The sequence below is a fragment of the Rhodoferax sp. GT1R46 genome (assembly GCF_056521285.1).
On record NZ_JBWMBC010000007.1, the window covers coordinates 154472 to 169353 of the forward strand.

At 59.9% G+C, this 14882-nt stretch carries 13 protein-coding genes; 4 read left to right on the top strand and 9 right to left on the bottom strand.

Features of this window, described 5'->3' with window-relative positions; translation table 11 throughout:
• From gspM to gspG, 7 genes are read right to left on the bottom strand one after another with little or no spacing between them, the layout of a single operon-like run.
• Nucleotides 1-534 carry a type II secretion system protein GspM gene (gspM, locus tag AC097W_RS15640; RefSeq protein ID WP_479603546.1) on the bottom strand — a complete coding sequence of 178 codons (534 nt, stop codon included), beginning with the start codon at nucleotides 532-534 and terminating at the stop codon, nucleotides 1-3.
• Entirely contained in the window at nucleotides 531-1787 is a 1257-nt protein-coding gene (gspL, locus tag AC097W_RS15645) for a type II secretion system protein GspL (protein WP_479603547.1), read from the bottom strand. Before gspL ends, gspM begins: the two co-directional genes overlap by 4 nt.
• A gap of 16 nt (nucleotides 1788-1803) precedes the next feature.
• The gene (gene gspK, locus AC097W_RS15650) at nucleotides 1804-2766 is read right to left on the bottom strand and encodes a type II secretion system minor pseudopilin GspK (protein ID WP_479603548.1); all 963 of its coding nucleotides are present in this window, start codon (nucleotides 2764-2766) and stop codon (nucleotides 1804-1806) included.
• Entirely contained in the window at nucleotides 2763-3446 is a 684-nt protein-coding gene (locus AC097W_RS15655) for a prepilin-type N-terminal cleavage/methylation domain-containing protein (protein ID WP_479603549.1), read from the bottom strand. The genes gspK and AC097W_RS15655 overlap by 4 nt, the downstream gene beginning before the upstream one ends.
• On the bottom strand, nucleotides 3446-3808 hold the full coding sequence (gene gspI / locus AC097W_RS15660; RefSeq protein ID WP_479603550.1) for a type II secretion system minor pseudopilin GspI: 363 nt from the start codon (nucleotides 3806-3808) through the stop codon (nucleotides 3446-3448). Before gspI ends, AC097W_RS15655 begins: the two co-directional genes overlap by 1 nt.
• Nucleotides 3805-4287 (bottom strand): pilus assembly FimT family protein, encoded by a 483-nt coding sequence (locus tag AC097W_RS15665; RefSeq protein WP_479603551.1) that lies wholly within the window; start codon nucleotides 4285-4287, stop codon nucleotides 3805-3807. Before AC097W_RS15665 ends, gspI begins: the two co-directional genes overlap by 4 nt.
• Entirely contained in the window at nucleotides 4262-4699 is a 438-nt protein-coding gene (gene gspG / locus AC097W_RS15670) for a type II secretion system major pseudopilin GspG (protein ID WP_479603552.1), read from the bottom strand. Before gspG ends, AC097W_RS15665 begins: the two co-directional genes overlap by 26 nt.
• 47 nt (nucleotides 4700-4746) lie before the next feature.
• Between gspG and AC097W_RS15675 the strand changes: the two genes are divergently transcribed.
• A complete protein-coding gene (locus tag AC097W_RS15675) occupies nucleotides 4747-5202 on the top strand; it encodes a type II secretion system protein N (protein WP_479603553.1) in 456 nt (151 codons plus the stop codon).
• Complete coding sequence (locus AC097W_RS15680) at nucleotides 5199-5987, top strand: acetyltransferase domain-containing protein (RefSeq protein WP_479603554.1); 789 nt, start codon at nucleotides 5199-5201, stop codon at nucleotides 5985-5987. Before AC097W_RS15675 ends, AC097W_RS15680 begins: the two co-directional genes overlap by 4 nt.
• A gap of 4 nt (nucleotides 5988-5991) precedes the next feature.
• Here the strand turns inward: AC097W_RS15680 and AC097W_RS15685 are convergent, their stop codons facing one another.
• Complete coding sequence (locus AC097W_RS15685) at nucleotides 5992-7848, bottom strand: TolC family outer membrane protein (protein ID WP_479603555.1); 1857 nt, start codon at nucleotides 7846-7848, stop codon at nucleotides 5992-5994.
• Nucleotides 7849-8117: 269 nt separating this feature from the next.
• On the opposite strand from AC097W_RS15685, the gene AC097W_RS15690 reads away from it, so the two are divergent.
• Entirely contained in the window at nucleotides 8118-8807 is a 690-nt protein-coding gene (locus AC097W_RS15690) for a transglutaminase-like cysteine peptidase (RefSeq protein ID WP_479603556.1), read from the top strand.
• Between the two features lie 29 nt (nucleotides 8808-8836).
• Entirely contained in the window at nucleotides 8837-10747 is a 1911-nt protein-coding gene (locus tag AC097W_RS15695) for a bifunctional diguanylate cyclase/phosphodiesterase (protein ID WP_479603557.1), read from the top strand.
• Here the strand turns inward: AC097W_RS15695 and AC097W_RS15700 are convergent.
• A partial coding sequence (locus tag AC097W_RS15700) for a beta strand repeat-containing protein (protein WP_479603558.1) occupies nucleotides 10744-14882 on the bottom strand: 4139 nt, incomplete at its 5' end. The two genes, AC097W_RS15695 and AC097W_RS15700, sit on opposite strands and share 4 nt — an antisense overlap.

Genomic DNA, 14882 nt, shown 5'->3' on the forward strand with positions numbered 1-14882 from the left:
TTAGCGCTGTGGCAGGGACATCACCAGCACGCCACTCCAGGTGACTCCGGTGGCGTTGGCGGCAGCCGAAGCGGGTGTGGCCGTACCGCGCACCAGGCGGGCTTCCACGGGTACTGAGCGGGCGTTGAGACGCGCCTGGGCCAGCCACTGGGCCAGCGCGTCGGGTGATGCGCCTTGCAGGGTCACGCTGGCGCGCTCTTCTGCGACATTGACCTGGGCGGTGGCGTCCAGCACCTGCTTGGTGGCGAGGTTCAGCGCCCGCACGGCTTCGTCGAATCCGAGCGGAGGCTGTTTCTGGAGAGACTGCGCTTGTGACTGCAGTGCCCGCATCTGTTCCAGCTGTGCGTCCAGCGCACGGGCTTGTGTCTCGGCGGTACGCAGCGTGGCAACCGTCGGTGCCAACACCAGCAGCCACAGCACGGCCACCAGCACCAGCGTGGCGGCCAGTTTCAACAGATTTTTTTCACGGGTGGCGAGTTGCGCCCAGCGCGCCTGTAGCGGCGCTAACCCCGTGATGGGTGTCATCCGGCTCATGGGCGACGCTCCTGCTTCATCACCAGAGAATCGGCTTCCCAGCGGGCGGCGTAACCCTGGGTCTGCAGCCTGGAGGCGATGTCGGTCAAGCTGGCAAAAGCCGGGTCGAGCCCTTTGAGTTGCAACTCGCCCGCTATGAAATCAATAGCTGCTGGCGCAGGTGTACCGGGGGCTGCAGCCTGAAATTGTCCCAATAGGGTCTCCAGGTCGGCGCTGGATGCCGCGCCGCTCTGGCGTTGCAGGTCGGCCAGGGCCCGGGCCATTTGCAGGGGCGCGTCGACCACCACGCGCACATCGGGGAAAGTGGTCGTCAGGGTATCGCGGATGGCCGTGCGTTTGGCAGCCTGCGCGGATTGTTCTTTCCATGCCCAGGCCTGCACGCCCACCAGGTTGACGGCGACCAGTGCAATCGCGCACCACCGGGCGGCGCGCCATTGGGGCGCACGCAGCAGGGTTGTCACCATCGCAGACAGGTGTTTTCGGGTTCGGGTGCCACGCGTGCGCAGCAGGTCAAACTGGGCCAGGTCCCAGGAGGATTGAGCCGCCGCAACCGCGCGTTCGGTACGCGTCTGCAAGGCCACACTGCGCTTGAAAAATTGCTCCGCCAGGACCGCTACACCTGGCTCGGCAACGACCGCCACCACAGCATCCGGGGCGTCTTGCGCGTCAGGCCGCGTGACCAGTGCCACCGCAGCAGAAGACAGGGGCAGCAGGGTCAGGCCGTCTGGCCCGTTGTGCACCAGCTGGGCCTGCTCGGGAGTGCCCATGATCTGCAGGTCCGCGCCCGCTGGTGCGCCTGAGGAATGCGGCGCCATTTCGGGAACGATGCGGGCCACCGGGCGACCCGCTTGCTCCAGCGCCGCGATCCACGCCTGCAACCAGGCGCGGTCACAGACGGCCACCCACACCGGGGCGCTGTCCTGGGCCTTGGGCTCCAGGGCAAAGTGCAAATGGGAGGGGTCATCCAGTAGCCGGTCTTCCAGCAGCCCCTCCAACACTGACCGCAGGCGGGGGGCGCTGCCTTCACTGAAGTAGCCGTGATACAGGGTCCCGCGTGGCAGCGTAAGACGGTGCCAGGACAAGCTTTGCACCGGCACGACCGCAACGACCTCGGCACCCGGCGCCGATGGCAAGAGAGCCACTGGTGCCTCGACCTGGCGCGCGACGGTTGCACCGTCGTCAACCAGCACGCTCTCGCAGGGCGTTGAGGCCGAGAACGGCAACAGGGGAAGGGTGACGATCAGGGTAGACATGGTGTGCTCTGGAGCGTCATTGTAGGGAGGTGCCTTGCAATGGCGGTGCGCCACGGTCCCGCCATAGGGTTTTCACTTCCAGGCCTTCGCGCTGAACAACCGACAGCTCTTCCACTACAGCCTGATCCAGGCGCAGACGGCCGCGCACCTCAAAAAAGCGGGAGCTCACGCTGTGTTGTACCTCGTTGAGTTGCCCCGGGGCATCACCCAATATCTTGCTGGCATCCGCCAGCGTGCGGAAGTGGGTTACTTGTCGGGCGCTGACCAGTCGCTGCGCTTGCGCCATGTCCAGAAAAGGAACGCCCGCATACAGCACCGTTGCGCTGGCGGTGTTGATGTTGATCGGGGTCCGCACGGGCAGCAGGGTGATGTAGGGGCGTAAAACCGCAAGGCTGCGGGGCGAAAGCCCCAGCCAGACCAGTTGGTTCACGCGTTGCGGCAGCAGGGGCGCCGTCGCCGCGGCACCTTTGTCAGCGCTCGGGTCCAGTGCCAGACGCAGGTTTTCTGCCAGTGCCGCCAGTTCGGTGGGCGGCAACCCCAACAAGTCAAAAATTTTGGCAAAGGCTTTGAGGGCGGGTTCGGACACCTTGGCGCCGTCGACCAGGTTGAGCACGTTCAGGCGACCCTGCAAATCGCTGATGCTCCCGGACAGAAAGGCCTGCGGCATGGTGTCGTCATTCTCCACGGCGGTACTTTTGTCGGCGGATAAGAACGTCGAGAGCCGGGCTTCCTCCAGCGGCACTGCCCAGGGTTCGGCCAGGTGGTCTGCCCCTCCCGAGCGGCCGTCTTCACGCAGGATCAGGCGGGCCCAGTCCAGCGCGCCGGTCAGTACCCACAGGGACTGCAGCCGTGAGCGCTCGGCAGACTCCACTTCGGTATTGCGCCATTGTTGCCAAAGGGCGGTAGCGGCGAGGCTGGCCACGAGAGTGACCGTGAGCATGGCGGTCAGCAACGCGGCCCCCGATTGGCGGGTCTTCATGATTTGCCGCCTCCCAGGGTGGGGCGTATCCAGTCACGGGTGAGAGCCCCGCTGACGGCTTCGCCAGGCGGCAGCGTGATGACAACGCGCAACCCATCGGGGTGTGCCAGGTCGGCCGCAACGGGTTTGCCGGCGACCGGCGCGGCGGCGGTGCCATCACTGGACAGAGGGTTGCTCCAGCCATCATTGCGAAAATAGAAAATCTCCCACTGCGCCAGTGGGGTGATGCGAACTTCGTACTTCTTTTCATCATCCCCGGGGTTCTGGGCCCACAAGGCGGCTTTGGCCCAGGCGGTTTGCAGCTCAGCGCGGGTCCGTACGGGTGGAGATTGCCAGCGCAGCCATTGACCCGTGCCATCGATGTTGCGGCGGGACCAGCACACCACCACCATGCCGTCTTCCGGTGCGGTCGTGCTGCGCCGGATGATGCGCAGGCCGCGACTGTCCCAGTCGAGCGTCTGTGTCTGCGGCAAATCGGCCCATGCGTCCAGGTCGGCAGCCCATTGCGCCAGCCCGGCCTGCAGGGTCAGCAGCGCATCTGCACGTTGCTGCAGTTGGGTCTGCGCCCGCACCATGCCGTCAACGCCGCGCCAGCTCAAACCCGCCATCAGCGCCATGACGCCAATGGCCACGAGAAGCTCGATCAAGGTGAAGCCGCGCAGATGTTTTGGGGAGGCCATCAATACCGGCCCACAACCGTTGACAGCGTGAGCATCGGGATGCTGCCCTCCGTCACCTGTGCCTCGACCCGCAGAAAGTTGGCATTGGGCGTGGGCCGCACTACCAGCCGCACATCCAAACTGCGACCCGCCTGCTCACAGCTTGTCGAGTTGTCGCCTACCGCGGGCATTTGTCTGGACAAGCGCATGCCGACCAATGCATTTTCGGCACACAGTTGGGCCAACAGCAAATCGGACTGGCGCTCTGCATTGCGAGTCAGCGCGGCCGTGGCCTGCGCACCGGCAGCCAGCGCCAGCGCGACGATGCTAAGGGCTACCAGCACTTCCACCAGCGTGAAACCGCGCGTCTTATGGTGGTTCATGGTGTGCCAGCCGGTGCGGGCGGCTCTGCAAGCACCGAGAAGGGCCGAATACCGTCTGTGGCCAGCGTCAGGCTTTGTGCCGGGTTGGATACGGACACCAATCGAATTTGCTGTGGCCCGATGATGGGCTCAGGGCCCAGTACAACCGTGCCGGTGCCAATGGACCGGACATCGTCGCCGAGCCAGCTGGATGGCAGGGGCGCACCAGTGATGCCATCAAATGAAAATCCGGTGGGTGTGGCCCGCCAGCGCACTGCCACGGCGCTCATGCGCGACTGTGCACGGGCCGATTCCAGCAATGCTGCCAGCCGTTGGGCTTCGCGCTCCAGTTGGGCCCCCGAGGAGTCACGCATCGCAAAGCCCACCCCTGCCGTGGCAATCGCCATGATGGCGACCACCACCAGCAACTCCAGAAGGGTAAATCCGCGGCGATGGCGCGGCTGGTTCGTCAGGCTACTGCCAGGAGCCAACATCCGCATTTTTGCCTTCGCCTCCGGCCTGCCCGTCGGCGCCAAAGGACAGCACATCGATCTCTCCCTTGATGCCCGGGTTCAGGTACTGGTAGGCGTTACCCCAAGGGTCATTGGGCAGCTTGTCGAGGTAGGGCTTCCAGTTGGAAGGCACCGGTACCGTGGTCGGTTTGGTCAAAAGCGCCTGCAAACCCTGCGCAGCGGTGGGGTAGCGCTGGTTGTCCAGCCGGTACAGTTTGAGCGCCTGCATGAGGTTGTTGACATCGGTCTTGGCCGCCGTGGCGCGGGCGTCGTCGGCGCGGTCCAGCACATTGGGCACGATCAGCGCGGCCAGCACGCCGATGATCACCAGCACCACCATCAGTTCAATGAGGGTGAAGCCGGCGGACAAGCGGCGCTTGGCGGTATGAAGGAGATGCATGGAAAGAGTGAGTCGTTTGGGGATGTTGTGTCAATCATAATCCGGCTATGCAAACAAACGCTAACAGCATGTGGGGGGTGAGGGTTGCGACTTTCGCACTGGCCGCCTTGGCCGCCGTGAGCGCCACCTATTGGGGCCTGAAAGGGTTCGGTTCCGCGTCACTCGCGCGCGCGCCGGTACTTTCTGCTGCTGCGCCGCCAGTGGACCCCCAGGCAGTCGCCCGTGCCTTGGGTGGTGGAGTGGTTGCTGCGCAAGTCGATTCTGGCGTCGTAGCGCCTTCCGCCAGCAGTCGCTTTGCTCTGGTGGGTGTTGTTGCCGACACGTCCAGTGGCGGGGCGGCACTGATCGCGGTGGATGGCAAGCCGGCCAAACCGTTTCGCGTAGGAACGACCGTGGACGGTCGGCTGCTGCTGCAGTCGGTCAACGGCCGTCGGGCTGTGCTGGCTGCGGGCATGCATGCGCCCGCCGAAGTCGCGCTGGAGCTGCCTGTTTTGGGTAAATGATGCGACGCGCGGTGGGTCATCCGGTGGCTGCCTTGGCGCTGGCGCCGGCCAGAAATGGATCCGTTGATGCGCTGCGTGGCTTTGCGGTGTTGTGGATGACGGCATTTCATTTTGCGTTCGACCTCAATCACTTCGGGTTCATTCATCAGGATTTCTACACCTCGCCCCTCTGGACGACGCAGCGCACGTGTATCTTGAGCCTGTTTCTATTTTGCGCGGGTCTGGGTCAGTCGCTGGCGGTAGCGAGCGGTCAAACCTGGGGCAAATTCTGGCGGCGCTGGGTGCAGATTGCGGGCTGCGCCGCCCTGGTCAGTATCGGGTCCGTCTTCATGTTTCCCCAAAGCTGGATTTACTTTGGGGTACTGCATGGCATGGCGGTGATGCTGCTGATCAGCAGGCTGACCGGCCGCTGGCGGCAATGGCTCTGGCTGGCCGGTGCCGTGGCAATAGGCGTGGGTTTATTGGCACAGCCTGCACACGCGATGTTCCCCCAGTTGGTCGTTCTGAACCAAAAGGTACTGAGCTGGATTGGCTTTGTCAGCCAGAAGCCGATCACGGAAGACTTCGTTCCCGTATTGCCCTGGTTGGGCGTCATGTGGTGGGGAATGGCGGCAGGACAGCTTGCCATCGCTCGCGGATGGCTGACCATGGCCCGGCCAAACCGGAGCGGAGCCGCTTTGCGCGCCCTGGCGTTCATCGGCCGCTGGAGTCTGACCTGGTACATGGTGCACCAGCCGCTGCTGATCGGTCTGCTGACACTGACCGCTGCAGCGCTTCATCAATAGGCGATCAGTACGTCCGTCCCTTGGTCACGGTTTCGCGGGATATCTTCCACGTGCCTTGTACGCGCTCCAGCAAAAGGGTCTTCTCGACCTGGTCGCGGTAGTCGGTGGACCCGTAACCCTGTGTGAAAGCCACTTCTGCGGACTGGGCATCGCAACGCACCGGGCGAAGCTGGCTGGCGCTGGCTTGAATATCGCCTTTCTTTTCCGTAATGCGTTTCTTGCGCAAGCTCTCCCACGCGTTGCGGGTCATGCCCATCGCTGGCACGAAGTTGTCGGAGTAGAGGCTCAGATAGCGTGGAATATTCTTGCTATTCCATGCACCCAGCCAAGTCTCGACCACTTGTGGCAGCTGGGCGCAAGCGGGCCCGGATGCATCGGCTTTGGGTACCGCGGTAGCTGGAGCGACAAGCGCTGGGACCGGCTTGACGGGTTCGGGTGGAAGCGTCGCCGGACGGGAGTCAAAATCGCGGTTCAAGGTGGGTGCAGGCGGCGGCAGGTTGCTGCACTGCATCAATTCATCGTCGTCTTCCGTGCCGCCATTCGCCGATGGCAATTCGTTGGAAAGGGGCTGTAACTTCAAGGCGCTCAGCAACGAACCCGATGATGCAAGCACGCGTATCTGCGCCAGCACCAGATCGTATTCCGCGTTTGACAGAGAGCGGCGAGCTTGGTAGAGCTCGTTTTCCGTGTCCAGCAGGTCCAGAAGAGAGCGTTGGCCAATGTCAAACTGTTGTTGATAGGCTTGGCGAGCTTTGGAGGTGGACAGTTCGTGCTGGCTGAGCAGTTTGAGCTGCGCCACCAACCGCTGGGAATCGTTGAATGCAATGGCACCGGTTTGCCACACATCGCGGCAGGCTTTGTCTCTGAGATCAAACGCGCTACCGAGTTTTGCCACGTACTGCTTGACCCTGGCGCGGTCTGAACCACCGCGAAACAGGTTGTAGTTCAGAACCAGCTCCAGCGCCGAGTCCCGAAAATCGCCCGTGGTACCACTTTGGTTGGTCTCGAAACTTTGACGTGCCCGAAACTCCAGCGTAGGTGAATACGCAGCCCGACGCACTTCGCTGTCAGCACGGTATGCCCGGATAGTGGAAACGGCAGCAAGAAAGTCCGGGTTCTTTCGAATCGCTTCACTCAGAAAACGCGTGTTGGCGGGTAGTAGTCCACCCAATGATTCTGCGGGAGTCAATGATTCTGGCGGGAGTTCACCGACCAGGCGTTGATAGCGGCTCGATACGTCATGCAGGTTGCTGGTTTCGGTTACCCAGTTGGATTCGGCAAGCGCCATGCGACCGGTTGCTTGTTCCAGGTCTACTCGTCGTCCGACACCGGCCGTTACTTTCTGGTTGAGCCGGTCATGCACTTCCTGGTGCGTTGTGAAGTTGTCTGAAGCCAGGCGCAACAGATCCCGATACCGCAAGACGTCGATATAGGCGCGAGCGGCCTCCAGGCCGGTCTGGTTGCTGGCAGAGAGCAACTCAAAGAATGCGGTCTGCTCGCTGTAGCTCAATCGGCGGGTTTCGTTTAGCGTGGAAAAACCATCAAACAGCGTCTGGCGCAACTGAATGGATGAGCGGCTACCGGGATAGTTCAGAGACGAAGCCAAGGATGGCGTCTTGATTTGGTAAGAACCCGTCGCGGCTTCAATGTCGATGCGGGGCAGCCACGCCCCCTCGGCACCTTTGCGCTCCTGTTGGGCAGCTTCCAAGTTGTGAAAGCGCAGTTTCACTTCCGGATTCTGCAATATGGCGCGCTCCACCGCTTCTTTGAGTGAAGTTGGCGATTGAGCTGCGACCAGTCCTGCCCCGAGTCCGGCAAAAGCGAACAGGACAGATTGACTAAGGACTTTCAGTTTGGTCATTAAATTAATGCAGTATTCAATCGCCTCGTGAGCGGGGCTAGTGTGGCGGGTTGTGGGCTATGCTCAAGGTGGACCACCCATAGATATTATCAATTCTCCCTCGAATGACTGGCTTTTGGGTATTGACCGAATGGCTTGCGATGCAATTACAGGGGCTAAGTGCGATGGATTTCACGTTTTCCCGAATTCTTGATGCGATGACGATGCACCGTGCGAAAAAGCTGAGCGCATTGATTGGGTGGCTTTAGTGCCCGTTCACAAGACCGAACATGGTTATCCCACGCTACCTTAAGGCCCTGATTGGGGCAGTGGCCCTGCTTGGGTGCGGTGTGTGGTTTGCCGGTGCAGCCTACAGCGGCGCCAATTTCGACCGTCTGCTGGTGTCATTCTCCCAAAGATGGGGCGAAAGCAATGCTGCAAAATTCAACGGGTGGCGCAATCTGGTCGCGGGTCTGAGTGGGGCACAAGATGCGGAGCGTCTCAAGCGCGTGAACGATTTCTTCAACCGGCAAATCCGTTTTGGTGAGGACATCGAAATTTGGGGGCAACTTGATTATTGGGCGACGCCACTGGAAACCCTGGGTCGCGGCGCGGGCGATTGCGAGGACTTCGCCATTGCGAAATACTACTCCCTCAAAGAAGGCGGGGTGGCCCCAGAAAAACTCCGGCTAATTTATGTGCGGGCCAAGGTGGGGTCGTCTGACAGTGCTCCTTCACAAGCACACATGATCCTGGCCTACTATGCGCAGCCTGGTGCCGAGCCCCTGGTATTGGATAACCTGATTGGGGACATTCGACCGGCATCCCGAAGGCCCGATCTGGTTCCCGTGTTCAGTTTCAATAGTGAAGGTGTTTTTGCCGGTTTGTCTGGCAGGGATGCCACCCCGGTGGCGGGGACGAGCCGTCTGTCCCGGTGGGAAGACTTGCTGCGAAGGGCGCGGGCTGAAGGTTTTGATTAGGCGATTTGGAAAGTAGGAAAAAGATGTCGATGTTCCGTCAACTATGGCTTGCAATCATTGCGAGCATGCTGCTTGCCCTGACCGGCAGCCTGTTCGTTTCATTGTTGAGTGCGCGCAGCTATCTGGAGTCTCAGCTTTCCATCAAGAATGCTGACAACGCCGCTGCGCTTGCGCTTTCGCTTAGTCAGAGCAATCCGGATGAAGTGATGGTGGACCTGGTCGTTGCCTCCTTGTTTGACCGTGGGCACTACGAACTGATCCGGGTGACCGACCCCATAGGAAAAGTCATGGTCGAGCGCTCAGCCCCGGAGGGCGATTTGGGAGCCCCAGGCTGGTTCGTCCAAGTCTTGCCGATTGCGGCGCAGGCCGGGCAGGCCCAAATCAGCAACGGATGGAAACAAGTAGGCACCGTCACATTGGTCAGTCACAGTCGATTTGCCTATGCCGCCTTGTGGAAAAGTGCGAATCAGACCGTGGTGGCCCTGGCCTTGGCGGGGCTGATGGGCGGCTACCTTGGAACATTGGTGTTGCGCCGCTTGAGGCGGCCGCTGGATGCCGTTATTGGTCAGGCCAATGCGATCACACAACGTCGCTTTGTCACCATCGAGGAGCCGGCCGTACCCGAGCTCAAACAATTGGCGACGGCCATGAATGCGACCGTGACCCGCTTGAAGACGATGTTTGACGATGAGGCGGGGCGACTGGAGGCGGTGCGCCGCGAGGCCAACTGCGACTCCCTCACCGGGCTGGCCAATCGGAGTTACTTTATGGCCCGTCTGCGTGACGCGACAACAGCAGACGAGTCGACGGGGGGCACGGTTTTCATCGCGCGGCTGGCCAATCTTGCTGTTGTGAATCAGGCGTTGGGCCGCAACGCAACGGACGAGCTGTTACGCGCTTTTGGTAACGCACTCACGGGTGTTGGCAAAGAGTATTCCGAAGCCCTTGCCGCACGTTTGAATGGGGCTGACTTTGCTCTGCTGGTGCCGGGCATTGCCGTGTCAGAGCCCGCAGCGGAGCGGCTATTGCAATCGCTGACCCAGGCTGCAACCGCATTCCTGCCGGATCAGACCAGTACGTGGCTGGGCTGTGGGCATTTTCCGCGCGGAGTCGAGACAGAGACTATTTTGGCTCAGGTGGATGCTGCGCTTGCATCGGCCGAAATCGAGGGGCGAAATGGGCTGCGCATGGTGGACATGCACCAGGGAGACGATGTACCGAAGAGCGCCGAAGAGTGGTCAAAGCTGATTCGACGCGCGCTCGATCGAAATTGGGTGCGCTTGGTATCGTTTCCTGTTGTATCACTGGAGGGTCGTCTGTTGCACCGGGAGTGTCCGCTGCGCCTGATGTTTGACGAGAAAGGCGAGTGGCAGCCCGCTGGGCGGTTTTGGCCGGTAGCCGAGCGCCTCAGACTGACACCGCAGCTGGATCTTGCCGCAGTCTCTCTTGGGCTGGACGAATTGGAGGCCAAGCCGTCGTTGACTGGCCTGGCCATCAATCTGTCGGCCAGTTCAATTCAGCTGCCTGAGTTTCGCGGCGAGTTGCAGACATTGCTAAGGCGGCGCCAAGGGACACGGCGGCTTTGGCTTGAAGTTTCGGAGGCGGGTGCATTGGCCCACTTTGATGCGTTCAGATCGCTTTGTCTGGAGTTGCGTGATGTTGGTTGTCAGTTGGGCCTGGAGCACTTTGGGCGCCAGTTCAGTGAAATTGGTCGTTTGCACGATTTGGGTTTGGACTTCATCAAAGTGGACGCCAGTTTTATACGGGGCCTGGAGGGTAATGCCGGCAATCAGAACTTCCTTAAAGGCTTGGCCGCCATCGCGCATGGCATCGGATTGAAGGTGATTGCCGAGGGTGTAGCCAGTGAGGCTGAGCTTGAGTTGCTGGCCTCGGTCGGCTTTGATGGAGCGACCGGGCCTGCTGTCAAAGAATTACTCTAGTCAACGAGCAACTTATTGGCGTTTAACAGGCTCTGGATGACTTGCTGGTCGTTGCTGAAGCCGCCGATCAAATCTACCCCCGCCAGTGTAATAGTCTGGACTTCTTTGGCTGCGTTGAAGCCCGCTGCAAAGTCCCCCGTGCTGCTGACATGTACAACAGTGTCTGTACCTGCTTTCTCAAAGTGCAGATAGCTTGAAAGGTTGCCGGTCCCGATTACATGATTCTCCGCTGACAGCAGGTCACGCAGGTCGAGCACATCACCACCAGCGGCAACTGAGGCAACATTGAAGTCGGTAACGGTATCCGTGGCGGGTGAGCCTTTTGCTCCGGCGTCGGCCAATGACCACTTGAACACGTCAGAACCGAGTCCACCGGTCAATATGTCAGTTCCAGCGCCGCCAACAAGGACGTCGTTTCCGTCGCCACCGGAGAGGGTGTCGTTACCCGTACCGCCGCGTAACGTGTCATTGCCGGCGCCACCTTGCAAGTTGTCATTTCCGGCGTCACCAGAGAGCAGGTCATCACCCGTCCCACCGACCAGGGTGTCGTTGCCATCGCCGCCATAGAGCTGATCGTTATCGGCACCACCATCCAGGTTGTCGTCGCCAGCGCCACCCTTGAGGATGTCGCTGCCGGCACCGCCGCTTATGATGTCATTGCCAGCAAAGCCCTCGATGGCGTCGTTGCCGGTTGTGCCTGTGATCGTGTCTACGCCCGCTGTACCTTGAATTTCGTTGGTCACGATATGCAGCGTCAGGTTGGTGGACGATGTGTCGCCCTGAGCATCGGTCAGCGTGTAGCCAATCACCGTGTCGGCGATGTTGGTTGCCGTGGTGTTCAGGTTGACAGGGTTGAACTGAATGCCGTCAATCAAAACGGACGCGTTGCTATTGGGTTCAATGCGGATGCTACCAATATTGCTCCAGTTGCTGGACAAACCGACAAGCCCTTCCGTGGTTATGGCCGCTTGCCCCAGTGGGTTGCCCAAAATGTCGTAAACACTCACGGCAATGGCCGTGCCTGTGGTCAGGTTGCTGCTCCCGGCATTGATATTGAGACTGACGTTTTGTACCCCCTGTGCGTAGCCCGTGAAATTGATGATCAATGTTTCCAGGTTGTCGACGCGGTTGCTTGCGGATCCGCCGGTGACCCCTGCACCCGTGGAGGAGTAGTCCACCGTGCCATTGGGTGCGTTCACATTGCCAGTTCGGGTCACCGCTTGCAGTGTGAGTCCACCTGCGGTAACGAGCGCGGCAGTGTTAAAGCTCACCGTTTGCAAAGTGCCTTGTCCGGGGCTGGTGGTCTGCGTTGATGGAGGCGTGTACTTGTAGTAACCATCACTATGGAATACCAGCGTGTTGGTCGCATCGATAGAACTGGTCCAGGTCAACTCTTTGGCTGCATTGACGGCGTAGGTTCCGCCGCCAAGAATGCCTGCGCTGGGAGTTGCCAGGTTGAATGTAGCTCCATTGAAGGTGATGGATGTTACCTTGGCGTTGTCAAGGGCGTTGTCAGCGCCAGCACCGGAACTGAATACGGTGACGGACTGGTTGGCTCCATCCGTGCTGCTTGCGTTGATGACGTTGCCGTCCAAGGATACATTCTTGGGCAATAAGGTGTCCTGGTCCTCATTTGCAACGGGCTTTCCGTTGATGACCTTGATGGTTTCGATCGCATTGGCAATATCGCCGTCGTTGTCCTTGATGCTGTAACTGATGTCAAACTGGTCACCACTGGTGGCGGCGCCTTGCGAGTAGTAGGAGTAGTCACCGTTGCTGAAACTGAAAACCAGGGTGCCTTTGGTAAATCCAAGTGCTGCGTTCAAGGTGAGCTGGTCGCCAGTCACGGTAACTATGGTGTGTGTGCCGGTGAGATAGAAGTTGTCGTAAGTGATTTGGTTGGTGCCATTGAAGTTGAAACGTACGACCGTATCCGGTGTCGTTCCCGCGTCGTTACTGTCCAACATCATGTCAATGTACTGAACGAAACCGCCGTCTGCTCCGATGTGGACGTAGGGGTTGGTTCCGCCTGTTCCCACGTTGCCGCCAAAGGTGGGGGCAATGGTGCTTGTGAGTGCAGCAGACAAACCATTCAGATCGTTGACCAGAATGGCGGGATCCTTGACGTTGCTGGCGTCAGCATCCACATTGTGGATGCTGTTGAGTGGTGCAGTGTTGCTGATACCTCCACCGATGCCAATAGCATAGGACTTGACCGACGGATTGTTAGCAAGGAATTGGGTGTAGCTGACAGGATTGGTTGCTCCGTTAATCTCATTGGCCGGGTCATTGATGCCGTTACCCGTGCCCACCTGCACGGTAGGAACGCCATCCGAAATAAAGTATGCAATATTTGTTTTGCTGGTGTCCACTGTGCCAAACATGTTTTGTACTTTGTACAACGCATCTTCGTAGTTGGTGCTACCTGCGTCATTTGGAATGCCATTGATTGCAGCGATGGCTGCGGCTTTCGTCGTGAGTACTGTTGTTCCCGCCGTTGCATTGGTTGAGAAGTATCCAACCTGGACTGAAACGCTGGCTGACTCATCAAAATACTTGGTGACCATGTCAACCATGGCCTGTTTGGCTGCTGCCAAGCGTGTTGTGATGGTTACGTTTCCGTTTGCATCCGTCAGGCGCACCTCGCCCCCTGACGTTTGTCCAGACATGCTGCCCGAGACGTCAAGCATCAGCACCAGGTTGTAGTTGGTGAGTGCACCGGACTGCGGAATTTCGACGACATTGTTTTGCGCAGTCGGGACATCGTCAACGATCGTGACGACAAGATTGGCGCTGCCGCCTGTGCGGGTATACCCAAAAGTTTGTTGCAGCTCTGTGAGCGATGCACCTGCGGCGCTGTCGTTGTCGACCGTCGCGGTGAGTGTGTAGGTGTATGCGCCGGAGGTTCGATCAACCACAAGCGTTCCATAGACTGTTGTTACTGTGTACGTGTTGCCCACTAGCGTAACGGTACCTCCCGTCATCGCGCTGATGTTGCCGCTAAGACCTGCGTCGTTGGTAAACAAATTGCCTGAGAACGTGCTTGCTCCGCCGCCCGTGCCATTTGCGAGCGCAGATTCGTTTACCGTCGCCAAGTCATCGCGGGAGTTGAATGCACTCAGGCTGACTGTGGCCGTGCTTGCTTGTCCGTCGTCATCGGTCACGGTATAGGTGAAGGACCCTGTGCCTGCAGTTGCCGGGTTGTAGGTGTAAGTCTGGGTTCCTGTGTCATAGGTCAAGCCAGATGGCAATGTGCCAGTCGTGGATATGGTCGCATGGTCGAGCAGGTTGTCGTTAGCCATCAACTGTGCGCGTGTGAAGGTGAGAGGTGTCCCGACGAGGGTTCTGAATGAATCGTTGGCTGTCGTTGGCGCACCGTCATCGACCGGAGTGATCGTAATTGTCTCAGTCGCAACACCCGACACGGATCCGGTGTTGTCCTTGGCTGTGAAATTGAAGCTGGGGACAATGGATCCGCTCAAAGCACCACTGTTGAAATCGGCCGCAGGCTTGAAGTACAACGTCAAGTTGTTGCCCGTCGCCGCGATGTCGGTCCCGGTAGTCACTAGCGTGGTAAGGGCCGCATCCAGATAGAGGGCGCCGTTGGTGGGCAGTGATGACAGGCTGAAGCTGGAGACGACGCCGTCAACGTCGGTTCCTTGCAGGATGACGGGAATAGAGGCGGCGTCTTCCAGTCCGATGTTGCCTGAGCCGATGGCCACTGGGCCATCGTTGGTGCCCAGGATATTGACGGTGACCGAGCTGGTGGTGCCGTCAGCGCTGGTGACCGTGAAAACGTCGCTGTACGTGGTGCCGCCAACGAACTCGTTGTGGGCGGAAGACGCGGTGTAGGTCCAGGCGCCGGCGGCATTGATGGCCAGGCTGCCGTAGGTACCGGTGAGGGTGGCGGGCACAAAGGTGGCGGCGCTGTCGACATCGGTGATGGTCAGCGTGCCGCTGGCGGTGAGAGGCGCATTGGTCTCGGTCAGGGGCACAGTGGCTGTGGAGATCACAGCCGCATCGTTGGTGCCCAGGATATTGACGGTGACCGAGCTGGTGGTGCCGTCAGCGCTGGTGACCGTGAAAACGTCGCTGTACGTGGTGCCGCCAACGAACTCGTTGTGGGCGGAAGACG